Origin of the sequence: Dyadobacter sp. (genome assembly GCF_039919315.1) — a bacterium.
Classification (GTDB): domain Bacteria; phylum Bacteroidota; class Bacteroidia; order Cytophagales; family Spirosomataceae; genus Dyadobacter.
Map to the genome: position 1 here is coordinate 88,503 of NZ_JBDSFX010000033.1, position 25,130 is coordinate 113,632.

Below are 25,130 nucleotides of genomic sequence, written 5' to 3' on the forward strand. Positions count from 1 at the left end.
GGGATTTACTGACAGCCATTTCCATCCAGCCAGTATACTTTTCCTTCTTTTCTTAAATCCAGATCAAGCGTTTCAGCAATCACAGCCAGTGTAGCATCTAATGGTTCTTTTTCAAACCGTATTGTGAGCCGGCATTGAGCTATCTGTTGGTTGGATAGTCGCACATCTACGTGGTATCCTTCGCGAATGGACATTACGACATCATTCAGATTAGCAGCATTGAAATCGAAGATCTGGGTTTTGTAGCCCATGATGTTCATGTTGGCTTGCAAACTTCTGATCGTGTCTGCCAGTACTTCCGCACTTTCGCCTTTGATCAGCTCGATTTTATGTGAGGCTTTGCTCACTCGTACTTTGCCAGTGCTCACATCCACACGAACGGGCGCTTCTTTGTATGCTTTTACATTGAATGAAGTTCCAAGAACACGTATTTCTGTTCCATTCGCATTGATAATGAAAGGGTGGGCGCCATCAGGTTTTACATCAAAAAACGCTTCTCCCTGTAATGAAACCGTTCTGAAATCACCATTGAAATTTTCAGGGAATGTTAAGGAAGAGTTATAGTTCAAAAATACTTTGGTGCCGTCCGGCAGAATTTTTTCGGTTGTGTTATTACTAGTAGCAACCCGTTGTTCGGCAGAAGGCATTGAACGGAAATAGAACCAGCCAAATGACAGAACAAGCAAAGCGATGGCAGCTGCTGCCCAAACTCTGATGGGTAACCTTCTCTGATTCGTCGTTTGCGTGAAATCGATTTCGCGAACTTTTGGCTCGGGTTCACTGGATGAAATTGTCGCTGGCTTTTTATCCATCTTCATTTTCATCTTGCTCCACGCCACGTCGGTATCGACATTGAATTTCTTTTGAACCGAACCGGCATGATCCCAGATCAGACGGTAGTTCGCAAATTCCTGTCTGTTAAGGTCGGACTGCGCCAACCATATTTCTACTTGATTTTTCTCTACTTCGGAAGCGGTGTCTGCCAGATAACGTGCTAACAGCTCTTCCGATATGTGTTCATGAAAGTTCATGGTTACGATCTGATTAACTGTTCAACAATAAAATAAACCGGCCAAAGCAACGTCGGCAAATAATCCGCCAACTCCGCGCGTAATATCTTCAAAGCCTTACCAATCTGATTCTCGACGGTTTTGATGGAAATTCCCAACTGATCCGCTATTTCCTGATATTTCAATTCCTCAAAACGACTTAATCTGAATGCTTTCTGACATTGTTCGGGTAGGGTACTCACCGCTTTTTCAATGCGTTCTTCCAATTCATTGGCATGAATAACCTCCGTCACCGACTCGTACGAATGCGCTGAAAAATTCAATGTATGCTCCCGATGCACCTCTCTGACTGACGCGTGTTTGAATCGGTTCAAGCAATGATTATGGACCGCACGATAAAGATATGATTTCAGGGAAAGTGTGATTTCCAGATCTTCCCGTTTCTCCCAGATCGTCAAAAACACGGTTTGAACCACCTCTTCCGATTCCTCCTCGTCTTTAAGCAACGTACATGCATAATTACAAAGGCGTGGATAGAAGCTACGGAACGTTTGCTCGAAAGCCTGTTCGTCGCCTCGCCGTATTGCGCCTACTATATCTGGGTCGGAAGAGTACACCGATTTCGTTTTTTGATTTTCGGTCAAAAATAGATAATCTCTTTCGATTAGTAAATCCGGATATAGAAGAGCGGTCGCTGCCACGTTTGAAATTTCCTTTTGAACATGACAATTGAGGGAGCGCTTACCCCTATGAATAAAAATTATTTTTTTTGAATAGGGGGGTTAATACAGTGGGTTGTCTATTCCAAGCAAGGCAACGAACATTGAAAACCTTGTGATAGCATTCATTTCAATTACAATTTATTAGCCATGAAACATTTTATTTTTTCAGTTTTTGCCGGATTATCACTGTTAACGCTTTCGGAGTCTTGTGTTTATGTTAATGACGACGATATCGAACCACGTGGCGAAGGCACACGTACCTACGATTTCAAAAATTTTGATGAGCTGGAAATGGGCAGTGCATTTCGCGTCAATGTGATCGAAGGAGCAGCATTTGCAGTTTCTGCAACGGGCGAGTTGAATGACCTGGATGATCTTGAAGTTTTTGTTCAGGACGGAAAATTGGTAGCCCGCTACAGCAACAACTCCTGGAAAAACCGCAGGAAGCCCATGGATATCGACGTTACAATGCCGGATTTGGCAGCTGTTGATTTTTCAGGAGCCGTTACTGCATCAATAGAAGGGTTTGAAAATCTGCCTGAACTGGAATTCGAGCTATCCGGGGCAACGAAATGTGATTTTGAAGGATCGGCCAGAAATCTGAAAATCGATTTGTCCGGTGCATCGCGTCTGGACCTATTTGGAGATGGTAAATTTATGGACGGCGAACTTTCCGGTGCTTCTCAATTGAATGCATTTGACTGGGCAGCCGAAGAGTCCGATCTGGATGTTTCCGGAGCGAGCGATGCACGTGTATCCGTTTCCCGACTATTGGACGTGGATGTCAGCGGTGCCAGCAGCGTTCGTTACAAAGGTAGCCCGGCTGTTGAAAAGAAAGTTTCGGGAGGCAGTACAGTGCGTCCGGAATAATCAGGCTACTTGATCATCCCATATCTGGCCCGGGCCTGGCTCTTCGACATGCCATCAAAATGCCACCATTCGGTGGTATTGGTTTTGAACCCGGCCTGGGTCATTACTTTTCGGAGGATCTGACGATTTTCGATCTGCTTTTGGGTGAGCTTGCCTTTTTTCAACATTTCCTGCTCGGAGCGTGGATAGGCAAGCGGGCCGAAAAAATCAAATGAGGTACCCATGTCCAGCGGTTTGCCTTTTTCATCCACCACGGTCAGGTCTACCGCGCAACCGAAGTTATGGTTAGAGCCAATTTTCGGATCGGCGACATATTGTGTTTTACTTTTTGCGGGAATTTTCAAGTCGTCCAATGCATTCCAAAGGTTATATTGCACGGAATTAGGCCTTGCAGCATCGTAGACCAACAATTGATAACCTGGCTTGGATTGTTTTAAAAGCGTGGCTGCTTTGGCCAGCCGTTTCGCCATTTCGGGTTGCAGGTAGGCGCGGGTAAGATCTTCGTATACATTTTTCCGCATGAAATTGTCAGTAGTAGCGTATTTCAATTCCACGAGAATATCAGGATTCGCCTTTTGAACATCTATCAATCCCTGAATAATCATTTTTTGCTCAATGTCGGGAATGGTATTTCTATTCCATTCTTTTTTTAATTCCTGGGCAAAAGACGTGCTACCGAATACCAACAAAAGCAAACCTAAAAAAATGACTTTTTTGAGCATAAAAAAATGAATATCCCTGCAATGAGCTGCAAAGATATTCATTTGTATGAATGCCGGTTTTGAAACTAGCTACTAGTAACGCTTGATATTGATGCTGGTTAGGCCACCTTCGAAGTGAATGATGATCTTTTTGGCGGCACTATCATAACCTGGCGAACGATATAAACCGCTACTTACTTTGTCCAGATCATCCATGCTTTTAGCGTTTAATGCGCCGTCCATGTGCATTTCACAGCCTACCGATTTTGGTACTTCGATGGTAATGGACGCTACACCTGCCTCAATATCTAAATTCGAAGTGGCTAGCTTATCACCCATTTTAATGTCCATATCCGCAACACCTGTACTCACTTTCAGCTTTTCGACTTTATAATTACTGAAATCGAAATTGCCTTTTCCAGCGCCGATACCCAGGTCAATGTTCCATACCGGTTTTTCGTTTAACTGAATTTTGGCTTCATTGGAAATTTCGCCGTTTTTGATCTTGACATTTCCATCCTCCATTTTCAGGTTTACGGTCGCCGAGTTGTCGAGCTTATTGATGGAAGTATTTGATAAAAAGCCAACGATCGAACTTTTTGTATTGGCTTCGAACAACCGCTGCGTGTTACCATTCAGCGTGAAAGAACCTGCTCCGCCTTCCAGATGGAAATTAGCCTTCTGGATAAAATCTTCCATATCGTATTTATAGAAACCATTGATCGCCTTTTGGCCTTTGCTGTCCCAATGTTCCTTTTGATAGTCATGATCCTTGTCCTCTGCGTCGTCATTGTCATCATTATCGTCTTCATCATCGTTGTTGTTATGCCCATAGTCGTGGTCATCGTCGTCGTCATCATCATCCCAACCGAAATTCCAATTGTTGCCATGTCGGTCAAATGCACGGTCGGTACGATTGACAATTGCCCCGAATACCGCCAGTGTGATCAGTAGGCCAACTACCCCGCCGGACGTGCGTTCCCTGCCGGAAGCGAGCAACACCGCACCCGCAAGGATCAGTAAAACAGGCCAGTAGGGAAGTACTTCATCCCAGTCGATATCTAAAAGATTCATGCTGCGGAGGAGCCAAAGCGTTCCCAAAATGACAAGCAATCCACCCCAAACTATGCCGCGTGAGTTTTTCATAGTCTTATATGTTTGATCGGTTGGAAATATCAGAATGAAGGAAATTCTTTAATAAAAGCAAACCACCGGTGACAATGAGGATAATGGGCCAGAAAAAGCGGCCAAAATCAAACGCAGTTAGTTCTTCGACGAGAAACAGAGCTCCTGTGATGATGAGGATCACTCCCCAGAAAATATTTCGAAAGTTCATGGCTATGGTTTTGTTTAAAATGAAAGATACAAGAGAGTTGATAAGTCTTCTGCGATGCTAGTTCACCTTGATCACCTGATCGTCGTCTTCATCATCCGGTTTCTTGCTTTCGGGATCTTCCGGAAAATGTGTCGGTGTTGTTGAACTTGGCGTAAAAGGCGTATATGGTTGTGGATCAGGCTCTGGTACGATAGGCTCCGGCCCTATTGGCTCAGAGGGTACCGGGGGTGGTGGCGTAGTCGGATATACCGTGGAATTAGTTTCCTGCTGCTTGTCTCTCTGGCGCAGTATCAGAAATGCACCGATGGCGATCAAAACAATCGGCCAGAAATACTTTTTAAACTCATACCAGATCGGGAAATCATCAATCAGCATGACAGCACCGAAGAAAACAAGTACAGCACCCAGAATCATCACAGTCTGATCCGATCCCTTTTTGTCAAAGAATGGGATCGAAGGTTTGGCTTCATTAGAGTCGAAGCTGGTAGTGGTTGTATAAATTTCACCAGCAGGTCCGGTAGGGAGCACAGCCCAGAGAATAATGTATAAAATACCGGTCCATCCGAAGCTCGGAGGTATGGGCAGTAACAACATTACAACAAAGAGAACCCGAACAATTACAACGTCAATTTGTAAATACTGTGCAATTCCGGAAGCAACTCCTCCAAAAACTGCCTGGTCAGGTATACGGTGCAATTTCTTTTCCATGATTAGCTTAGCGTTTATTTGTAATCAAAGGTAGTAGGTAATGCAAGATACTGTAAACCGGAAAATTATTATCGGTAAAACGGCGTGTTAAACGGATATTTTTGAGGAGAGTTAGATTTTTAGGGAGAAAATGAGGCTATTGTTCTTCTAAAGCTTCAAGAATGTCCATCATGCTGCCAAAATCTTTGTAGCCAGGGCGTATCTCGTCGCTGCCGCGTAACGCAATGCCAAGATTTGGCAGAAGCTCAGTCAGTGCGCTGACAGTGAATTCATTGTCCAAGCCAAAGCCAATCAGAATTGGATATTCGATAGCCAATTGCTCCAATACCTTGATCCATGTTTCAGAAAGCTCGGCATTGTCGTCGCTTTCCAGGAGAAAATGGGTAACATCACCTTCATAACGACTCAGAATGGAGCTGATCTCGTCAGCTTCGTAAAGGTCTGCGCTGATCCGAAGTATCAACGGAAGGCTCAATTCGCTCCGTAAATAATTTAAAAGTCCGGGATCCTCAACCTGAATGGCATGCACCGGGTAGCTACTTAATGTCTTTAATATTGACTCAGCATTGGTTTGTGCCGTTTCTGCAACGAGCGTAACACCCGCCAGCCAGGAACAAATATCTTCGAATTTTTTGGGAGAGATATAATTTGGAGAGTCTTCATCTATTGAAAAACCAAGCATTTCCACACCCATTCCGGCGCAATAACGTGCATCGGACAAATTGGTAACATTGCTGATTTTTACTGTTCTTGTAAGCATTGGTAATAAAAATGAATTCGAAAACTAAACGGCTGCATGTTTAACAGTTTCTTCCAATAAAAGGCCTCGTAAGCTCAGATCTGCGTCTATTTCCGGCCAATGTATGCCTGAATCTGAGATCTGATATTGATATAAGTCGTAGTCAATGGCGCTTTCAAGTGCTGGATACGACGAAAGAGGTCTCTGGATTATACGTTTATTATTCAAGATAAATACAACTAAATCCAAATCTCTAAAAACTGTAAAGTGTCTAATTTTTAAATTATTACTCAGAATTATTTTGTCCAGATCGTCAGTGTCGATGATAATGTCGTTATCATCCTGAGCAGAAAGAAATTCCGTCAGATCCTTACTTACCGAAGGTGGAGCGCCAGGCTTGAATGATGTTTTCATAATTTTCGATAACTATCTCAATAATGCTCCGGAGCTCGTTTTTCTTAAATCCCCGGCTTTAAGAAATATCGAGTTCAGGTACTAAGACTATTCTGGCCTCACTATCTCCCTTTGAAACGTGAACATGAATTGGTTCATGCTCGTTCAAATAAAAGAAAAACCGAAATCCATTTATATAAAACGGTAGGCATTGCCAAAAGTACCAAAAAGTACGGAAAACGGAAAAGCGAAGAAAATAGGTTGTCAGATCCTATTTTCTTCGCTCTCGAGACTTAGCTTATAATGTTAAACTACTTCGCCGAAAAACGATACTTGGTAGTAGTATTATAGGTTTCGCCTGGTTTCAGCACGGTTGTAGGAAACTGGGGCTGATTTGGAGAATCAGGGTAATGTTCTGTTTCAAGGCAAAGCCCGAATCTTTTAGAATAAGTCGCATTTTTCCCTGTCAGCTTGCCATCCAGAAAGTTTCCTGTATAAAACTGAACAGCAGGCTCAGTAGTGAAAACCTCCATGAAGCGGCCACTTTCCGGATCTTTAACGGTTGCAAACAACATCAGGCCAGGCTCTGTTCTTTTGAGTACCCAGCAATGGTCATACCCACCACCGTTTTTGATTTGCTCATCCTCCACTTTAACAATACCCGCACTGATTTTGGTAGGTTTTCTGAAATCAAACGGAGTTCCTTCAACAGACTGCAACTTTCCGATAGGAATAAATGTGGAGTCAATTGGGACAAGAGTATCTGATTCAATCATAACCTCGTGATCCAGAATGTCTCTTTTCAGACCAGTCAAATTGAAATATGAATGGTTGGTCAGGTTCACTATCGTAGCCTGGTCGGTAGTAGCTGTGTAATTGATAGACAATGCATTATCATTATCCAATGTGTAAACCACTTTAACAGTCAGCGTGCCAGGATAGCCTTCTTCCATATCCTTGCTTACATATTCCAGTTGAAGACCAACAACCGAATCCTGATTTATTTCCGTAGCCTTCCAAATTACTTTATCAAAACCTTTTATCCCGCCGTGCAATGCATTGGGGCCATTGTTGATAGCCAAAGTGTAATCTTTTCCGTCCAATTTAAATTTCCCTTTCGCGATCCGGTTGCCATAACGGCCTACAAGTGCTCCGAAAAAAGGATGACCTTTCACATACGGGGCCAGTGAGTCAAATCCAAGTACCACGTCAGCCCATTCACCTTTTTTATCGGGAGCAGTCAATTTGGTAATGATACCGCCGTAATTCGTAATGTTGACGGTCATGCCGTTGGCATTGGTCAGCGTGTAAAGATCTGCTTTCTGGCCATCGGGCAGTTCGCCGAATGCTTCTTTGGAAATGGTACTGATCATTTTTTCTTCTTTGTTTGTTTTGGAGCAACTGAAAAGGCCAAATCCGATCAGTGCGGTGAGTAAAATGGGTAGTCTTTTCATAAGTAAAGGTTTAGCGTTTGCAGGTTTGCTGGAACAGGTTAGTTAATGATTTCTTCGGTACCGGTCGTGATTTTCACTTTATAGCACGGCAGATCGATCTGATATTTTTCGAGATAGGCGCTTTTCATTTGTTTTTCAAACTCAGGAACGGCCTCTTTTTTTACAAGATTAATCGTACAGCCGCCAAATCCTCCTCCCATCATTCTCGCTCCCAGTACGGCCGGGTTATCTTGCGTTTCGGCAACCAAGAAATCCAGCTCGGGGCAGCTTACCTCGTATTCGTGCTGCAAGCCATAGTGCGTTGCGTACATTTTTTTACCAAAAGCAGCCATATCGCCTTCTATAAGCAGGTCGCAGGCATCCTGAACACGCTGGATCTCTTCGGTTATAAATTTACAGCGTCGATATACCACATCCGCCAATTCATCTTTGTGCGCTTCAACCAACTCGGGAGAAGCATCACGTAAACTGAGAACTTTCGAATCATATTTTTGAAGAATGGCAGTACCACGCTCACATTCCAGCCGCCGGGTATTATACTCAGAGCTGGCCAGTGAATGCTTTACGCTCGTATCGCAAAGTACAAGCAGGTACTCGTCCATTGGGAATGGGAAATATTCGTATTCCAATGAGCGGCAGTCCAGGCGGATTACAGCTTCTTCTTTTCCGAAAGCGGAAGCGAACTGGTCCATAATGCCACATTGAACGCCGACATATTCATTTTCGGCTTTCTGGGACATTTTTACAATGTTGAAACGATCCAGGTTCAGGCCATACATTTCATTTAAAGCAAACAAAAGACAACATTCCAATGCCGCCGAGGAAGACAAGCCTGCACCAACCGGTACATCGCCCCCAAAAGCTGCCTGGAAACCTCCAATGGTCAGGTCGTTTTTCTGTATCTGTTCGATAATACCCAGTTGGTAATGTGGCCACGACTTTTCGGGCTTGGACAGATCACCGAGAGAAAATGTGTAAGATTCATTGAGGTCAGCAGCATAAAGAATCACCTGGTCATCTTCGCGGGGTGAGATCACAAAATAAACAGCTTTATCTACGCTGGCTGGCAGTACAAAGCCATTGTTATAGTCCGTATGTTCTCCAATGAGGTTGATGCGGCCCGGTGACCTGAAAACCCTTATTTTTTCGGCATCACCTGTATTCCCAAATTTGAGAAAATATTTTTCTTTGATACTGTCAACTATATTCACTTCTGTTGTCAAAATTTCTGAACTGATCATTTAATTAATAGCCTTTCAGCAGATTTACTTCGTTGGCCACATTGCCGCCACTTTCCAGCGCGAAAACGTTGTTGAGAAATAGATCTACCTTGCCCATATGCTCATTTTTATGGCCGCCGCCGGTGTGCTGGGTAAGTATCACATTGGTCATTTTCCATAACGGACTCTCTTCTGGCAGCGGTTCTACTTCCGTCACATCCAGCACAGCACCGTCGAGTTTTCCTGAATTGAGTACTGCAATTAATGCATTCTCATCCGTGGTACTACCCCTGCCCACGCTTGCGTACACGCTATGTTCTTTCATTTGAGCAAAAAACGCTGTGTCTACAAAAGTAGCAGCGGTTCCAGGTAATGTGTTGATAACCAAGTCGGCATTCGGCAGCTCATTCATCAGGTCCTCGCGGCTGTGCAAATCAGCATCGGGAGAAGTTCTGGCCAACATATGTGTGTTGCAACCCAGCCCTTTCAGTATGGAATTAACGGATTGTCCGATCGTACCAGCGCCTAGGATAATCACATTCTGCCGGTATAAAATCTTTAATTCAGTCCGGAGTTTGGCGCCGATCCATTCTGTTTTCTGTTTTAGTAATGTCAATGTATCAAGTCCCCGGTACAATGCCAGTACGCCGCCCACGATGGATTCCGCGCACGGCCGGGCAAACCAGTCGCCCATATTGGCCACTTTCACGCCGTCTTTCAATGGTATGGAGGCAAACTGGTCGAAACCAGCGGAGTCCAGCTGCCAGAAACTGAGATTGTCGGATACGTTGTCAAACCACTGAACTGGCGGATTGCCGAGGATATAATTTGCTGACTGAAAGGACGATAATGCCTCTTCGTCACTGGTGGTTTCGGTCCTGAAATGAATGATATGCTGAGGCGATAATGTGTCAATGAGCTTTTGCCTGAGCGGTTCATCCAGCATGGAATGGCAGTAGATGATCATTTATTTTTTAAGTTTAAAGAAGCAAGGTAAAACGTTTTACCTGTTTTTGCACTCGCTTTAACTGTCGTGGTAGATATAATTGTTGTTAAACTGCGATATACTTTAATATTTTCTTTCCTCTCGATCTAAATGCGGGAGTTTCAAACTCCATGGATTCTTCAATGATCACACGTAATTCATTTTTGATCTCAGGATAAATTTTACAGAGATTAAACAAGATAGTTAGTGAAAATGCCCTGATCGCAATGGCGGTCTGCCGGTTTTGGACTAATGCAAAACAGGCGTCCATTAATTCGCCGTGAAATTCTTCCGGAATGCTGATGTCTTCCAGTACTCTCGCACTATTCCGGATTACAGCATCGTGAATGCCGGTTCGTTTCAGCTGGCTCACCAGTACTCCTATATACGGTTGAATGGCTGCTGGTTTTTGTTTTGATCCGATACTAACACTGTATGCTGCGCGCTGGGCAAGACGAAAGTCGTCAGAAAGAAAGCAATGCATCAGTTCTTTAAATGCAGCATCGGAAGTACAGGCATAGGTAGCGATCCGCATTGCGATCAATTTGGAATGCCTGGGGTCGGTGAGCAGCTCGGTTTTGATATTCATTTTTCCTACCTGTTTGAAACAAAAGTGCTCCGCTGGTAAACGGAGCACTGAAAATAAGCATTAAAAATGATGATTTGACCGTCTATTTATTGTCGCCGACCATTTCTTCCGGTTTTACCCAAGCATCAAATTCCTCAGGAGTGACGTAACCCAGGGCTACGGCGGTCTCTTTTAACGTTGATCCGTTTTTATGAGCAGTCTGAGCGATCTCAGCAGCTTTGTAGTAACCGATTTTGGTGTTCAATGCAGTTACCAGCATCAATGAATTGTTCACGTGCTTTCTGATATTTTCATGTAACGGCTCAATACCGATCGCACAATTATCATTGAAAGAAACGCAAACATCACCGATCAAACGTGCTGAATGCAGGAAGTTATAAGCCATCAAAGGTTTGAATACATTCAATTCAAAATGACCATTTGATCCGCCGATACCGATCGCGACATCATTACCCATTACCTGCGCTGCTACCATGGTCATCGCTTCGCATTGCGTAGGATTCACTTTGCCAGGCATGATCGAGCTTCCGGGCTCGTTATCAGGAATATGGATCTCGCCAATACCTGAGCGTGGGCCGGAAGACAGCATTCGGATATCATTCCCGATTTTCATCAGACTTACGGCAACTGTTTTCAATGCACCGTGCGCTTCCACGATCGCATCGTGAGCAGCTAAAGCTTCAAATTTGTTTTCCGCTGTAATGAATGGTAAACCAGTCAATGCAGCGATATGTCTCGCCACATTCTCTGAATATCCTTCGGGCGTATTAATACCCGTTCCAACAGCGGTTCCGCCCAATGCAAGTTCTGAAAGGTGGGCAAGGGTGTTATAGATTGCACGCAAGCCATGATCCAGCTGCGACGCATAACCCGAAAACTCCTGACCCAATGTCAATGGAGTAGCGTCCATGAAGTGCGTACGGCCGATTTTAACAACACTTCTGAAAGCCTCAGATTTAGCTTTCAATGTGTCACGCAGTTTGGTAATACCTGGAATGGTGACGTCCACCAGGATTTTGTATGCCGCAATGTGCATCGCAGTCGGGTAAGTATCATTGGACGACTGGGACTTATTTACATCATCATTAGGATGAAGAAATTTCGATTTGTCAGCCAGGTCGCCGCCTTGCAAAACGTGTCCGCGGTAAGCGATCACCTCGTTGCAGTTCATGTTCGACTGTGTTCCTGAACCCGTTTGCCAAACTACCAGCGGAAACTGATCTTCCAGCTGTTCAGTAAGGATCTCGTCACAAACCTGGCCGATCAGAATGCTTTTTTCTTCCGGTAATATGCCCGCTTCAAAATTGGTAATAGCAGCGGCTTTTTTCAAGTATGCAAAGGCCTTGATAATTTCCTTTGGCATTTTATTGATGTCCTGGGCAATAGGGAAATTCTGGATAGAGCGTTGCGTTTGCGCGCCCCAATATACATGGGCAGGGACCTGCACTTCGCCCATGGTGTCTTTTTCAATACGATATTCCATTTTAAGGTATAAGGATAATGTAAATGAACAATGCTGATTTTGGTGGTAAAGTTAGGGTTGGGCTTGCAGTTTTTGGCGTTTTTTCAAGAGAAATGTTCAACCGCCTGAAAAGAATGTTTAGATTGGCGTTTTTACCAGTTTAGTACCAGCTTACAATATGACTCCCAAAATCAGTATTTACCCGGACTACCAATCGATGAGCCTGGCGGCCGCGGATCGTGTGCTTGCTTTACTGGCCAATAAACCCAATGCGGTCATCTGTTTACCTTCTGGAAGCACACCGCTGGGGATGTTCCAAACGCTGGCCGCTGCGAATCAGAAAGGGATGGCCGATTTTTCCAAATGTATCTTTATAGGTTTAGACGAATGGATCGGAATGGGAGCCGAGGACAACGGAAGCTGTCGGGATCTGTTGGACAAGGATTTTTTGAAACCAATTGGTTTGAGAGACAATCAGATCGTGTTTTTCGATGGAAAAGCCATTGATCCGCAAGCTGAATGTGACCGCGTCAATAAGGTAGTGGCAAGTCTGGGAGGCTTGGATCTCATTGTTTTGGGAGTAGGAATGAACGGACACCTCGCATTGAACGAGCCCGGAACGCCGTGGGACACTTACGCCCACATTTCAGAGCTTGAAACTGTTACCAAAGAAGTAGGGCAGAAATATTTTGAAAAACCTACTATCCTGACCAGGGGAATAACTGTTGGTATCAGGCACATTCTGGAATCCAAGACTGCAATATTGCTCGCTTCAGGCAGCTCCAAGGCAGAAGTGATCAAGCGGGCACTGGCTTTTCCGGTAACGGCCAAGGTTCCTGCTACGGCTTTGCAAAATCACTTTAATGCAGAGTTGATACTCGACGAAGAAGCTGCTTCATTGATTCAAAAGTGATCATAACCGTAAAAACCGGGTTAAATAAATCACTTTTTCAGCCTCTCATTTTTGGCCAAAAAAGATATTTTATCGCGGAGCATTACAAATATCTGACTGCTTCACTTAAATCGGTTACATCTTAAAATACCAGCAAATTTTCACTTTAAATTTGACACGTTCTTTGTGAACGCCCGTCAATCGGGGTAATGGTTTTTGCTTTGGATCCCTCATCCAGCATTTGGCAAAACAAAAAGGAACCGTGTGCAAATCACGGGCAGTCGTGCTACTGTAAGCATCAGTCCAGGCAGTAAGGACAAATTTTAACCCTTGTGTCCCATTGTTGTAAAGTTACCGGTGCAACGAGAAGGGCGGTTAAAATGATGCAAGCCAGGAGACTTGCCATTACGCTCAATGACTATTCCCTCACGAAAGGGGAGTAGCCACGTATTGATTTACCACATATTATTTCAGCATCAGCAGCATTGCCTGGGTCCTTTTGGTGCCGGACAGAGCACGCCAATGCTGTGACGATATGAAGTACTGATCAGTATCCAGTCAATTTTACATCAGGATGGGAGGGTGTTTTCACAGGGTTTTTATTAACTCTTTAAAACAAATTCAATGTTATCACACAACCTGGGTTACCCGCGCGTTGGAAGCCATCGCGAACTCAAAAAAGCCAGTGAACAGTTCTGGGCAGGCAAGATCAACCGCGACGCGCTTCAAAAAGTTGCGCAGCAAATCTGTCGCGAGAATTGGCAAACTCAAAAGGACGCCGGAATTGATCTGATCCCTTCAAATGATTTTTCCTTGTACGACCACGTGCTCGACACTTCATTAATGGTGGGTGCCATTCCTGAGCGCTATCATCAGCTGATCGACGGAAAATCCAATCGGGAGTTGGACCTGTATTTTGCAATGGCCAGAGGTATCCAACGCGACGGGCTGGATGTCAGGGCCATGGAAATGACCAAATGGTTTGATACCAATTACCACTACCTCGTACCCGAATTTGTCAAAAACCAGAAATTTCGTCGGTACTCTGATAAAGTCTTGCTGGAATTTGAGGATGCTTTACACAAAGGCATTGTGACCAAGCCAGTGCTCTTAGGGCCTGTTACTTATCTTTGTTTGGGAAAAGAAAAAGAGGAGGGATTTGATAGAATTGATCTCCTGGATAATCTTTTGCCTGTATATATTTCAGTATTAAAAGAGCTTTCCAGTCGCGGAGCAATGTGGGTGCAGCTGGATGAACCTGGCCTGGTACTCGATTTGACGGAGAAAGAAAAGCTCGCATTTCAAAGCGCATATGCACAGATCAGGGAAGCATTACCAAAACTGAAAGTGCTGGTAGCCACGTTTTTTGATGCTTTGGAAGAGAATTTGCCGATCGCAACAAGCTTGCCAGTTGATGCGTTGCACATTGATCTAACGAGAGGAGCCGAAAGCTTCAAGCCACTTTTAGAAGATCCTGCATTCGTTTCTTCGTCCAAAATACTTTCACTAGGTGTTGTCGACGGGCGGAACATTTGGAAAAATGACTATCAGAAATCGCTGAATTTTGTCACGGAGGCAGTTAAAGTACTGGGTGAAAACCGGGTAATGGTCGCGCCTTCCTCTTCCTTACTCCACAGTCCTTATGATCTGGATCTTGAAAAAAATGAAGCGGTACTGACGCCCGACATTAAAAACTGGATGGCATTTGCCAAACAGAAATTGAAAGAGGTGACCACCATCGCAAAGTTAGCTGGCTCAGACTGGTCGTCGGACGAGGATTTTATTTTCAATCAGAAAGCTGTTGAAAGCAGGAAAAACTCTTTACTGATTCACAAGCCTGAGGTTAAGAAACGTGCCGCTGCTATTGAAAAGCAGGATTTCGAGCGGCTGAATGATTTTTCCGTGCGACAGGCCATTCAATTGGAAAAATTAAAACTACCTCTTTTTCCTTCCACGACCATCGGTTCTTTTCCCCAAACGGATGAAGTGAGGCAACTGAGAGCAAATTTGAAAAAGGGTTCGCTGACATTAGAAGATTATGAAAGCCGGATTAAGGAAGAAATTATCAGTTCGTTGCGCTGGCAAGAAGAGCTCGGGATCGATGTGTTGGTACATGGCGAATTTGAGCGAAATGATATGGTGGAGTATTTCGGCGAAAGTTTGTCAGGGTTTGTTTTTACACAAAATGGCTGGGTGCAAAGTTATGGCAGCCGTTGCGTGAAACCGCCCGTCATTTATGGCGACGTGGAACGCCCGGCACCGATGACTGTGAAGTGGTCGTCATTCGCGCAGGCTAATTCTAAAAAACTGGTAAAAGGGATGTTGACAGGCCCGGTAACCATTCTGCAATGGTCGTTTGTTCGCGACGATCAACCCAGAAAGGATACCGCTTTTCAAATTGGACTGGCAATCCGCGACGAAGTGGTAGATCTGGAAAAAGCCGGGATCAAAGTGATACAGATCGACGAACCTGCAATCCGCGAAGGATTACCATTGAAGAAGCACGCCTGGAAAAGCTACCTAACCTGGGCAGTGGATGCTTTCAGGCTCAGCGCGGCAGGTGTGGCTGATCAGACGCAGATCCATACCCACATGTGCTATGCGGAATTTAATGACATTATCGACTCTATCGCGGCAATGGATGCGGACGTGATCACGATCGAAACTTCCCGTTCGCAGATGGAATTGCTGAATGCATTTGCTGACTTCAATTATCCCAACGAGATCGGACCGGGTGTATATGATATCCATTCGCCGCGGGTTCCTACGGTCGACGAGATGATTTATCTACTTGAAAAGGCATTAAAAGTGATACCCGCCAGAAATTTATGGGTAAATCCGGACTGCGGATTAAAGACCAGAAAGTGGCCGGAGACCGAAGCCGCTTTGCGTAACATGATTTCCGCGGCAGAAATATTGCGTCTGTCGGTGGGAGTTACCTTGTAAATATTGATCAGAGTGGTTGAGTAGACTTTACTCAACCACTCTGATCTGATCATGGGGGATGGAGCCTTAGAATAATTGAAACTCCCGGCTGGAAAGAAAATTAGACGAGGCTGGTCTGCGATCCTATTCTTGCATGAGAACACGATCCAAACGAGTCTCACATGCGACAGAAACAAGAAGATATTTACAATCCTCAACTTGACGGACTGCGAACGATAGCAGTGGTGCTGGTTATCATGTTTCACTGGTTTCCCGTAGATAAAGGGTTCAATTTAATATCGAATGGGCCTTTGGGAGTTACCTTATTTTTTGTACTAAGCGGCTTTCTCATTACGCGAATTTTACTACAAAACAGGCTGCTACGGCCTGTTTATCGTTTCTCCGATATTTATAAAGTCTTTATGGTGAGAAGGGTTCTGAGGATTTTCCCACTTTATTATCTTATGCTGCTTTTTGTATGGCTAGCACCCAGAATAGCCTTCATTCCTGACATCCAAACTGACTTTTACGAGCACCCTTTGCATTACTTATTGTACTCATCAAATTTTCTGATTGATAAGACAGGCAACTGGTCCAATGTGCTATCGATTTTCTGGACTCTGGCTGTTGAAGAGCAGTTTTATCTTTTCTGGCCAATTGTGATCATCAAGGCCCATGCGCGTAATTTGAAGCAGGTAATAATGGCTACAATTCTTGCCGGGGTCGCTATAAGAGGCTTATTGTTCGTTGTGGACCACAATGCTGGTGTTTTGATGCCTACCTGTCTGGACTCTTTCGGTCTGGGTGCTTTGTGGGCGTATGTCCTGGTTAACAACGATAATCCCCGAAGATTTATAAAAATAATTAATCTGGCGGCGCCAATTGCGGGGTTATTGTTCCTCTATTTTTGCTTCAATCACGATAATACATTGTTCAAAGTATTGTTTTTCAGACTAGCGATGTCAGTGATTTCTTTATATCTGGTCGCGAACGCGTCTTACAAAAAAGGATTCGGCTCTTACTTTGGGGCATTTTTGGAGAATTCTGTGACGATGTATTTGGGTAGAATCAGTTACGGGCTGTACATTTTTCATATTATGGTGCCCTATCTACTTATTCCCATAATGATTAGTGCGATAAGGTATTTCTTCGAAATCAGCGTAATTTTGACCGATCAGTCGATCATTATGTTTAGCACGATTCTATTAATCATGGTATCGACTATGTCAAAATACTGCTTTGAACAATATTTTATAAACTTGAAGTCTTATTTTTCCCTTAAAAGAGTAGCAAACAGAAGGGCGGAGGATCTGGTGATAAAGTAGGTTGATGTGAAGCTCATTGAATCAGCATCCAAAGCAGCGTTTGACGTTTTAGACTGCGTCGATTTTCTGTTATTTTAATTTTTCAACGTTTTGACTTTAGAAGAAAAGATCCTTGCATCGGAAACGCGTGTTTTCAAGACTGTTTTTCCAAATAATACCAATCACTACGATACACTTTTCGGCGGTACCGCATTGTCGATGATGGATGAGATTGCATTTATTACAGCAACCCGTTTTTCACGACTTCGTTGCGTAACTGTCTCCTCCGACCGAATCGATTTTACCCATCCCATTCCAGCCGGGACTATCATCGAGCTGATCGGCCGGGTAGAGACCGTGGGAAATACCAGCATGAAGGTCCGTGTGGACATTTTTGTAGAGAAAATGTATGAAGAGGGGCGCGAAAAGGCCGTGACGGGAATATTCACTTTTGTAGCCTTGGATGAAGATCACAAACCAGTTAAAATCTTGATATAAGGTAGGCGAAGGCAAATAAAGTAGAGGGTAGGTAATCCGTTTAATGAAAAAAAACGTATGTATTTGGGTTAATTTAATTATTAGGTGATTTTATTAAATTATCTTTATTGCCCTATTTTACCGCGTCAGACCCTAATGAAGTTACGTTTACTCTTTTTTTCAGGTATCTTTTTTGCCATACTTTTCATTTTTACAGAGATACTACTTCGAGCCTCACTGGTATTTTTAGGATATCCATTCTTCAGGCCTTCAGACTACATTTACAAAGGTTTTTACAATAATCTTCAGGAGGTAACTCAGAAAACAATCAGAAGTGATGATGCCGTAAAGGATATACTGATCCTGGGAGGGTCGGTTGTCAGCACACCGTGGTCGCATCTGGAAGCGCGGCTTGATAGCATTTTAAGGAAACACTACGGCACCGGACAGAAATTTGCATTTTATAATATTGCCGGTGCAGGGCATACATCTCTTGATAATGCTTTGAAATACAGCTTATTGGAGAAGCAAAGGTTTGACCTCGTCATATACTACGAGGCGATTAATGAAAACCGGGCCAACAACATTGCGGCAAAGGATTTCAAGGCAGATTATTCTCATATCAAATGGTACAGGGACATCTATCTGCTGAGGGCACATCCCGAAATTAATTTTACTGTGATACCCTATTTGGCCGACATGCTGATCTCTACCGTGAGAGATAAGGTTACGCATAAGGTTTACATCAGTCAGGAGAAGGTTGATCCCGCCCTTGCCGGTTTTGGTGGTGATATAAAAACCGCCGCAACCTATCAAAAAAATATTCAGAAAATCATAACGACAGCACAATCCAGAAAAGACAGACTGGTGTTAATGAGTTATGCAACCTATTTTCCGCCAAACTTCAAATTAACGGGCGAGGAAAGCGATATGAAGCATTTTGCGGGCTGTAATTATGCATCGCCCGTCACCATTTGGGGAAGCCCTGAAAATGTGAGAAAAGGGGTGCAGGTTCATAATGGTATATTGAGAAAATTGGTCGCTGCCAATCACGTTTTGTTCCTGGACATGGAAAACCGGATGCCGAAAGATTCCAGTTTGTTCTGTGATGTATGCCATGTGAGCGAGCCCGGAGCGCAGCGTTTTGCTCATGAAATTGTGCGATGTATTGTAGAAAACGGCGCATTTTGAATGGTTACTGAAACTAAATAGCTTGGGTGGTAATCGCGTGGTACGGCTTGTTTTGGAATGTAATACTAGGAATCGATTATTAATTGTAACTCCGTTAGATAATTAGCTGCTTCCACAGGTTAAGCGCTTTTGCGGATTTTTTTCTGGAGTGTGTTCTTCGGGCTTCAAAAATAGCTGCGAAACATGAATGCCAGAAGATGTACGTTTTACCTGATTTACTTTTTGAGTGTATATGTTTTTATTGAAGTGGCGTTACGTATGGCACTCGGTTTTCTTGGATATCCGATTTTGATGCCTAAAGAGTATTTTTTGGACAAGTACTACGGCGTTTTACGACCCGTATTGACGAGGGAAATTCGAAATGACGATGAGATTAAAGATATACTAGTCCTCGGTGGGTCGGTTATCTGCACTGGATACTCAAAGTTGGATAGTTTGTTACCTACAATCCTGGTAAATGAGTTGGGAGATAAGAGAAAATATGTGCTGCATAATGTTGCAGTCCCCGCTCACACTTCAATGGATAATTTATTGAAATACAGAGCTTTGGAAGGTAAGAGATTCGATCTGGTTATTTATTATGAGGCGATTAATGAAAATAGGGCCAATAACGTTCCAGAAGTAGATTTTAGAGAGGATTATTCACACATCAGATGGTATGAGGATATAGAACTTCTAATAGCCCATAGTGAGATAAATTTCACTGTTGTCCCTTTTTTTCTCGAAAAGGTGATCATGGAAACGAGAAATCTATTGTTACACAAAGTTTACATTAATCAAAACGGTGTCGATTCCGTTTATACACAGTTTGGTTCGGACATTAAAACGGCTAAATCCTTTAAAAAAAATCTGGAAGACATCATCAGCATTGCCGGCTCGAGAAATGAAAAGTTGTTGATGCTGAGTTATGCGTCTTACTTTCCCAGGAGGACTGATCTAACCGGGGGAGCAGAAGATTTTAAATATTTTGGAAATTGTCAATACCGAACGGTTACCAGTTTATGGGGAAAGTCGGAAAACATAGAAAAGGGAATTCGAATCCATAACGGAATATTGAGGAAACTGGCGAGAACCAAGGGAATTGCTTTTCTCGACATGGAGAATATAATGCCGCAGGATTCGTCTCTTTTTTGCGATGTATGCCACCTTAGTGAACCAGGAACGAAGAGGTTTGCCAAGGAAATCGCACAGTTTATTGTAAAGGAAAAGTTGCTGTAAGTGGCTGTATGAAATAAAAGGCTGTTGATTTTCAGTACTTTGTGAAAAGTTGTAATTCGGTGTGGCCAGGAATAGTAGTAGATAGTCAGGAGTACTCGTTAGATTCCTGGCAACTTAGCATAAGCCGTACACTAATACCAAGCCTCGGCCAGGTTGCAGGGTTGATCAAAATGCTTAACTTGCACGCCTTTTGGACCCCATAGGCACAAACTATACATATATAATTAAATATTTGAATGAAAATTTTAGGTATCTCGGCTTTCTATCATGATTCGGCAGCCGCTCTGATTGATAATGGTGAAATAGTAGCCGCAGCACAAGAAGAACGTTTTACCCGTAAAAAACACGATCCAGGTTTCCCCTCCAACGCAGTCGCATTTTGCCTGGAATATGGTGGGTTGACGCTCAATGAACTGGATGCAATTGTTTTCTACGACAAGCCACTTTTGAAATTTGAGAGACTCCTTGAAACTTATTATGCTTTTGCACCAAAAGGTGTAAGGTCCTTTTTGACTGCTATGCCGGTCTGGATCAAGGAAAAGATGTTTTTGAAGCGCCTTATTAATGAAGAACTCGTTAAACTGGGCTACGACAAAAAGAAAAAAGTTAAGCTTCTCTTCCCAGAGCACCATTTGTCTCACGCGGCGAGTGCTTATTATCCTTCTCCATTCGAGAAATCCGCAATTCTGACGATCGACGGGGTAGGTGAGTGGGCGACTGCATCGATTTGCCTTGGAGAAGGAAAGGATATCAGTATCCTCAAAGAGCTGAGATTCCCACATTCATTAGGTCTTTTATATTCCGCTTTTACCTATTTTCTTGGTTTTAGGGTTAATTCCGGTGAGTACAAACTGATGGGGCTTGCTCCTTATGGAAACCCAGATTCACCCGATATCAAAAAATACGAAGATATCATTCTAAAAGAACTGGTTGATCTAAAGGAAGACGGTTCAGTGTGGCTTGATCAGGATTATTTCGATTATGCGACCGGCCTTAAAATGGTGAATGAGCACAAATGGGAGGCGCTTTTCGGATTCAAAACCAGAAGACCCGAGGACGCCCTCGAAGCAATACATTGTAATCTGGGACTGGCTATCCAGAATATTACGGAAGAAGCCGTGATCCGTATGGCGAAGGAGGCAAAAAGGCTTACCGGGTCCGATTATCTGTGTATGGCCGGAGGGGTGGCGTTGAACTGCGTTTCCAATGGTAAGCTGCAAAAAGCTAATATATTTAAAGACATATTTATCCAGCCAGCTGCTGGTGACGCGGGAGGTGCTTTGGGTGCAGCGCAGGCAGCTTTCCATATCTATTTCGGTCAGGAAAGGAAAATTACCTGGAAAGCGGACGCGATGCGCGGTTCTTATCTGGGGCCGACTTTTTCCGATCTGGATGTAGCGTTGACTGCCAAGAAATATAAAGCTGTTTACACGCATTACGAGAATTTCAAAGACCTGTCTACCGAGGCTGCGAAGTTATTAGCAGAAGGAAATGTAGTAGGCTGGGTTCAGGGGAGAATGGAGTTTGGGCCGCGCGCTTTGGGCGGCAGGAGCATCTTAGGAGATCCAAGGAATGCTGAAATGCAGAAAAAGCTTAATCTCAAAATCAAATATAGAGAGTCTTTCCGTCCTTTCGCCCCGTCGGTCTTGGCCGAGGATTGCGGTGACTATTTTGACTACGAAGGTATTTCACCATATATGTTACTGGTGCATCCGGTTGCTGAAAGCAGACGTAAACCGGTGCCATCCGACTATGGTTCAATGGATCTTCGCGAGAAGCTCTATTTTGAGCGCTCCGATTTACCTTCGATCACACATATTGATTATTCTGCGAGGATTCAGACGGTACATAAGGAGACCAACCCACGTTACTACGAGCTGATTGACTCATTTAAGGCGCTCACTGGATATGCTGTGATCGTGAATACCAGTTTTAATGTACGCGGGGAACCTATTGTGTGTACACCTAATGATGCATACAGATGCTTTATGCGCACGGAAATGGACTATCTGGTTGTTGGAAACTTTATTTTTGATAAAAAACAACAACCTGAATGGCTCGAAAAGGATAACTGGAAAGAAGAGTTTGTATTGGATTAAGCACCTTTCTATTATCAGCATATACAAATGGCATCTAAAATTGTAACGAGCCTGGTAAGAATATTCTTTCTGGGCTTAATATTCATCTTCCTTTTTTACCCGGATAAATTTCATATCAAATTTGACTATCCGGGTTTTCCGCAAAGTGACAGCTGGTACATCAGGCTGGCAAAGTTCGCTTTCTGGTTTCTTCTGATCATTGAAATCCTCAGGATTTTCTACTACGGTGTTGTCAAAAGCAAGGCAAAGGGTTTGGTGGCGAATGTAGTGACGATCATTATTCCATTGATTGTGACACTCATTTTCCTAGAAATCATTTTCATGTACATTCCGCAAAGCCACGAAGGTGTGCTCTCAAAAGCATCACAGATATGGTGGGAAAAATACTGGAACCCTGTGAATGCATTGGGTTACCATGATAAGGAAGTTGCCAAAGAGCCAGGTAAAAAACAGGTGCTCGTAATTGGTGATTCCTTTGCAGCCGGTCATGGCTTGAAGGACGTGAATGAGCGTTTTTCAAACATTCTCGGAGCCAAGTTGGGAACTGATCAATACAGCATTTATAACCTTGGAATGTCCGGCGCGGATACGCGGGATGAAGCAAAGCGTTTGCAGGAATTCCCCATTAAGCCAGATATTATCATTTTGGAATATTTTCCGAATGACATCGAAAAGGTAGGTCGTGAAAAGGGACTGACGCTTTCAGGAGCTGAACCTTATGCAGACCTAAAAGGTCCTATGGCTACGATTGTGAAGCGGTTTTACCTGCCTAATTTTATCTACTGGCAATTACCACATACCGGTTTCAGCACTTTTGAGAAATTTGTCCAAACCGCATACACCGATACAACAGTACTCAATTCGCATTTGCGGGACCTTTCCAAAATGACGGCATATAAGGACAGTACCGGTGCCAAAATGTACGCTGTCTTCATTCCATTCTTATTTCAGGTTGATAAAAGTGCGGGCTATACTAAGCCGGTCGAAGATTTTCTGAAATCGAAAGGGGTAACCGTAGTCGGTATTAATGACGGAATTGTAAAGATTCCTGAGAAAGAAAGGGTAGTGGGAAAGAATGACGGGCATGGCAGCGCGACCCTGAATGGCCTTATCGCAGACCGTTTGTATGAAGCGATGCAGAAACCCTAATAATTTGTTGATTTTTAAATTGTATTAGAATATTAAAATTTTTTAACTTTATATTTCAAAACATTATAATAGAATGGATTTTTTAACAGATTTGTTTGCATTTATGAAGGAGCGCAAGAAATGGTGGCTAGCTCCTGTCATTGTTGTATTGTTGCTAATTGGCGTTCTGATCGTAATTGGAGGTGGCTCAGCAGTAGCTCCTTTTATCTACACGTTGTTCTAGTCTGTTTCGGCAGAGTTCTTCAACCTTACATTTAAATTCATTACAGTGACGTTGGTCTTATAATTGCCGACGTCACTGTATTAATCATTAACATTATAAAATGAGTGAATCAGAAAAGACCAAAGCCCAGTTGGTCATAGTCACAGGTTTGGTAGTACTTCACTTTATCTTCAAACCCCAATCTCCATATTTCCTGATCGCAGCAGCGGCTGTTGGTGTTCTAAGCATCGCTGTTCCGGTGATCGGAGACCTGATCGTAAAAGGATGGTATAAAATTGCGGAAGTATTAGGAGCAATAAATGGCAAGATTCTGTTATCTGCCGTATTTTTTATTGTATTGTTTCCTGTAGCGGCAATCGCCAAACTAAGCAAGAAAAATCCCTTGAACCTGAAAAGGGAAGCAAAGGATACTGTTTTTACAGAAAGAAATCACAAATATTCGGCTAAGGACCTTGAACAGGTTTGGTAAGCCATCGTGAAGAGTTTCTTAGAAGGCCTGGTCTCAGGCCTTTTTTTTGCGGCATGCTCTGTCATATAACAGTTGAAGCATACCATCTTTTAAGCCCACATCCGGTACATGAATCACTTCTGCCCCTGCCCATTTCATCGCCGAAGTATAAATATCTCCAGCCGGCACGATTACGTCAGCGCGGTCGGGATTTAATTGCAGCTTATTGATACGTTCCTCTAATGTGAATTGAGAAATGTAATCCTTCATTCTGATAATTTCGTCCAGGCTGGTGGAGCTTTCTGTCAGTTTCGAAGAAAGATCGAAGAGCTTGTTAATGTTACCTCCTGTCCCCACGGCCTGAATGGGCATTGTATAGTCGACATGCTGGTTAATCCACTCCTTAATTTTAAGCCAAGAGTTTTTAGATTCTTTTCCTTCCAGTAAGCGCACAGAGCCCAATTTGAAGGATTTGGCCACGATTTTCTGGCGATCCTTATATACATTCAACTCGGTACTACCACCGCCTACATCAATGTGAATGTATTGGCCTTCACCCAGGGATTTTACGACAACGTTATTAACCAGTTCGGCTTCTTTCTGTCCGTCGATGATCTGAATGTGTATTCCTGTACGTTGCTCAATGTGTTCCCGCACTTCGTAACCATTGTCGGCTTCGCGCATGGCAGATGTAGAACAAGCCATATAATCGTCCACCTCGTGTAATTCCATAAGCAGCTGATACGCAAGCATCAGCTTCATCATCCGGTCTTCACTATTGGAAGTAATTCTGCCTTGTGTAAAAACATCATGTCCCAACCGGAGGGGAAATCGGACATATTCAACTTTCTTAAAGCGGGAGACGCCCTCGTCCTGCAATACCGAAGATATTTGCATACGGGCACCATTGGATCCAATATCTATTGCAGCGAATTTCAAAAGCAGGTCAAATAGGGGAGTAAATAAAAGCCAAAAATAGAACTTTCATGAACAAGTATCTATTATTGTTCATGAA

General features: G+C 43.5%; 26 protein-coding genes and 1 riboswitch. Of the genes, 11 read left to right on the plus strand and 15 right to left on the minus strand.

Annotated features, from left to right (window positions below):
• Positions 1–5: 5 nt before the first annotated feature.
• Together ABIO93_RS09570 and ABIO93_RS09575 are read right to left on the minus strand one after the other, a co-directional pair.
• Positions 6–1,031, minus strand: a complete 1,026-nt coding sequence (locus ABIO93_RS09570) for a FecR domain-containing protein (RefSeq protein ID WP_348066919.1) — start codon at positions 1,029–1,031, stop codon at positions 6–8.
• Positions 1,032–1,033: 2 nt separating this feature from the next.
• Positions 1,034–1,654, minus strand: coding sequence for an RNA polymerase sigma-70 factor (locus tag ABIO93_RS09575; RefSeq protein WP_348067034.1), 621 nt, complete (start codon positions 1,652–1,654; stop codon positions 1,034–1,036).
• A 225-nt stretch (positions 1,655–1,879) separates the two neighbouring features.
• On the opposite strand from ABIO93_RS09575, the gene ABIO93_RS09580 reads away from it, so the two are divergent.
• Positions 1,880–2,602 carry a head GIN domain-containing protein gene (locus ABIO93_RS09580; RefSeq protein WP_348066921.1) on the plus strand — a complete coding sequence of 241 codons (723 nt, stop codon included), beginning with the start codon at positions 1,880–1,882 and terminating at the stop codon, positions 2,600–2,602.
• 5 nt (positions 2,603–2,607) lie between these two features.
• Here ABIO93_RS09580 and ABIO93_RS09585 read toward each other — a convergent pair whose 3' ends face one another.
• The 12 genes from ABIO93_RS09585 to fumC form a co-directional block, all read right to left on the minus strand.
• Positions 2,608–3,366 carry a M15 family metallopeptidase gene (locus ABIO93_RS09585; RefSeq protein ID WP_348066923.1) on the minus strand — a complete coding sequence of 253 codons (759 nt, stop codon included), beginning with the start codon at positions 3,364–3,366 and terminating at the stop codon, positions 2,608–2,610.
• A 30-nt stretch (positions 3,367–3,396) separates the two neighbouring features.
• Positions 3,397–4,449, minus strand: a complete 1,053-nt coding sequence (locus ABIO93_RS09590) for a DUF5668 domain-containing protein (protein ID WP_348066925.1) — start codon at positions 4,447–4,449, stop codon at positions 3,397–3,399.
• Positions 4,450–4,453: 4 nt separating this feature from the next.
• Positions 4,454–4,639, minus strand: a complete 186-nt coding sequence (locus ABIO93_RS09595; RefSeq protein ID WP_348066927.1) for a DUF5668 domain-containing protein — start codon at positions 4,637–4,639, stop codon at positions 4,454–4,456.
• Positions 4,640–4,696: 57 nt separating this feature from the next.
• Positions 4,697–5,347 carry a PspC domain-containing protein gene (locus ABIO93_RS09600; RefSeq protein WP_348066929.1) on the minus strand — a complete coding sequence of 217 codons (651 nt, stop codon included), beginning with the start codon at positions 5,345–5,347 and terminating at the stop codon, positions 4,697–4,699.
• Positions 5,348–5,483: 136 nt separating this feature from the next.
• On the minus strand, positions 5,484–6,107 hold the full coding sequence (locus ABIO93_RS09605) for a hypothetical protein (protein WP_348066931.1): 624 nt from the start codon (positions 6,105–6,107) through the stop codon (positions 5,484–5,486).
• Between the two features lie 24 nt (positions 6,108–6,131).
• Entirely contained in the window at positions 6,132–6,500 is a 369-nt protein-coding gene (locus ABIO93_RS09610; RefSeq protein ID WP_348066933.1) for a DUF2442 domain-containing protein, read from the minus strand.
• 58 nt (positions 6,501–6,558) lie between these two features.
• On the minus strand, positions 6,559–6,747 hold the full coding sequence (locus ABIO93_RS09615; protein ID WP_348067036.1) for a DUF4160 domain-containing protein: 189 nt from the start codon (positions 6,745–6,747) through the stop codon (positions 6,559–6,561).
• A gap of 43 nt (positions 6,748–6,790) precedes the next feature.
• Complete coding sequence (locus ABIO93_RS09620) at positions 6,791–7,933, minus strand: aldose epimerase family protein (RefSeq protein WP_348066935.1); 1,143 nt, start codon at positions 7,931–7,933, stop codon at positions 6,791–6,793.
• A gap of 38 nt (positions 7,934–7,971) precedes the next feature.
• Complete coding sequence (gene galK, locus ABIO93_RS09625) at positions 7,972–9,174, minus strand: galactokinase (protein ID WP_348066937.1); 1,203 nt, start codon at positions 9,172–9,174, stop codon at positions 7,972–7,974.
• Between the two features lie 4 nt (positions 9,175–9,178).
• Positions 9,179–10,120, minus strand: a complete 942-nt coding sequence (locus ABIO93_RS09630) for a D-2-hydroxyacid dehydrogenase (RefSeq protein WP_348066939.1) — start codon at positions 10,118–10,120, stop codon at positions 9,179–9,181.
• An 85-nt stretch (positions 10,121–10,205) separates the two neighbouring features.
• Positions 10,206–10,727, minus strand: a complete 522-nt coding sequence (locus ABIO93_RS09635) for a hypothetical protein (protein WP_348066941.1) — start codon at positions 10,725–10,727, stop codon at positions 10,206–10,208.
• An 82-nt stretch (positions 10,728–10,809) separates the two neighbouring features.
• Positions 10,810–12,210, minus strand: coding sequence for a class II fumarate hydratase (fumC, locus tag ABIO93_RS09640; protein ID WP_348066943.1), 1,401 nt, complete (start codon positions 12,208–12,210; stop codon positions 10,810–10,812).
• A gap of 157 nt (positions 12,211–12,367) precedes the next feature.
• Here fumC and ABIO93_RS09645 point away from each other — a divergent pair, with 157 nt between their 5' ends.
• The 10 genes from ABIO93_RS09645 to ABIO93_RS09690 all read left to right on the plus strand — a co-directional run bounded on the left by ABIO93_RS09645 (position 12,368) and on the right by ABIO93_RS09690 (position 24,136).
• A complete protein-coding gene (locus tag ABIO93_RS09645) occupies positions 12,368–13,102 on the plus strand; it encodes a glucosamine-6-phosphate deaminase (RefSeq protein ID WP_348066945.1) in 735 nt (244 codons plus the stop codon).
• A gap of 172 nt (positions 13,103–13,274) precedes the next feature.
• A riboswitch (cobalamin riboswitch) is annotated at positions 13,275–13,503 on the plus strand.
• Between the two features lie 202 nt (positions 13,504–13,705).
• Positions 13,706–16,027: a 5-methyltetrahydropteroyltriglutamate--homocysteine S-methyltransferase gene (gene metE / locus ABIO93_RS09650; protein ID WP_348066947.1), complete on the plus strand. Its 2,322-nt coding sequence runs from the start codon at positions 13,706–13,708 to the stop codon at positions 16,025–16,027.
• Between the two features lie 161 nt (positions 16,028–16,188).
• Complete coding sequence (locus ABIO93_RS09655) at positions 16,189–17,331, plus strand: acyltransferase (protein WP_348066949.1); 1,143 nt, start codon at positions 16,189–16,191, stop codon at positions 17,329–17,331.
• 90 nt (positions 17,332–17,421) lie between these two features.
• The gene (locus ABIO93_RS09660; protein ID WP_348066951.1) at positions 17,422–17,808 is read left to right on the plus strand and encodes an acyl-CoA thioesterase; all 387 of its coding nucleotides are present in this window, start codon (positions 17,422–17,424) and stop codon (positions 17,806–17,808) included.
• A gap of 135 nt (positions 17,809–17,943) precedes the next feature.
• The gene (locus ABIO93_RS09665) at positions 17,944–18,978 is read left to right on the plus strand and encodes a hypothetical protein (protein WP_348066953.1); all 1,035 of its coding nucleotides are present in this window, start codon (positions 17,944–17,946) and stop codon (positions 18,976–18,978) included.
• A gap of 183 nt (positions 18,979–19,161) precedes the next feature.
• The gene (locus ABIO93_RS09670) at positions 19,162–20,196 is read left to right on the plus strand and encodes a hypothetical protein (RefSeq protein ID WP_348066955.1); all 1,035 of its coding nucleotides are present in this window, start codon (positions 19,162–19,164) and stop codon (positions 20,194–20,196) included.
• A 236-nt stretch (positions 20,197–20,432) separates the two neighbouring features.
• Complete coding sequence (locus ABIO93_RS09675; protein WP_348066957.1) at positions 20,433–22,295, plus strand: carbamoyltransferase; 1,863 nt, start codon at positions 20,433–20,435, stop codon at positions 22,293–22,295.
• A 27-nt stretch (positions 22,296–22,322) separates the two neighbouring features.
• Entirely contained in the window at positions 22,323–23,444 is a 1,122-nt protein-coding gene (locus ABIO93_RS09680) for an SGNH/GDSL hydrolase family protein (protein WP_348066959.1), read from the plus strand.
• Positions 23,445–23,517: 73 nt separating this feature from the next.
• On the plus strand, positions 23,518–23,667 hold the full coding sequence (locus ABIO93_RS09685; RefSeq protein ID WP_169719989.1) for a DUF5989 family protein: 150 nt from the start codon (positions 23,518–23,520) through the stop codon (positions 23,665–23,667).
• A gap of 100 nt (positions 23,668–23,767) precedes the next feature.
• Positions 23,768–24,136, plus strand: coding sequence for an SxtJ family membrane protein (locus ABIO93_RS09690; protein WP_348066962.1), 369 nt, complete (start codon positions 23,768–23,770; stop codon positions 24,134–24,136).
• A 33-nt stretch (positions 24,137–24,169) separates the two neighbouring features.
• Here ABIO93_RS09690 and ABIO93_RS09695 read toward each other — a convergent pair whose 3' ends face one another.
• Complete coding sequence (locus ABIO93_RS09695; protein ID WP_348066964.1) at positions 24,170–25,054, minus strand: phosphatase; 885 nt, start codon at positions 25,052–25,054, stop codon at positions 24,170–24,172.
• Positions 25,055–25,130 lie beyond the last annotated feature (76 nt).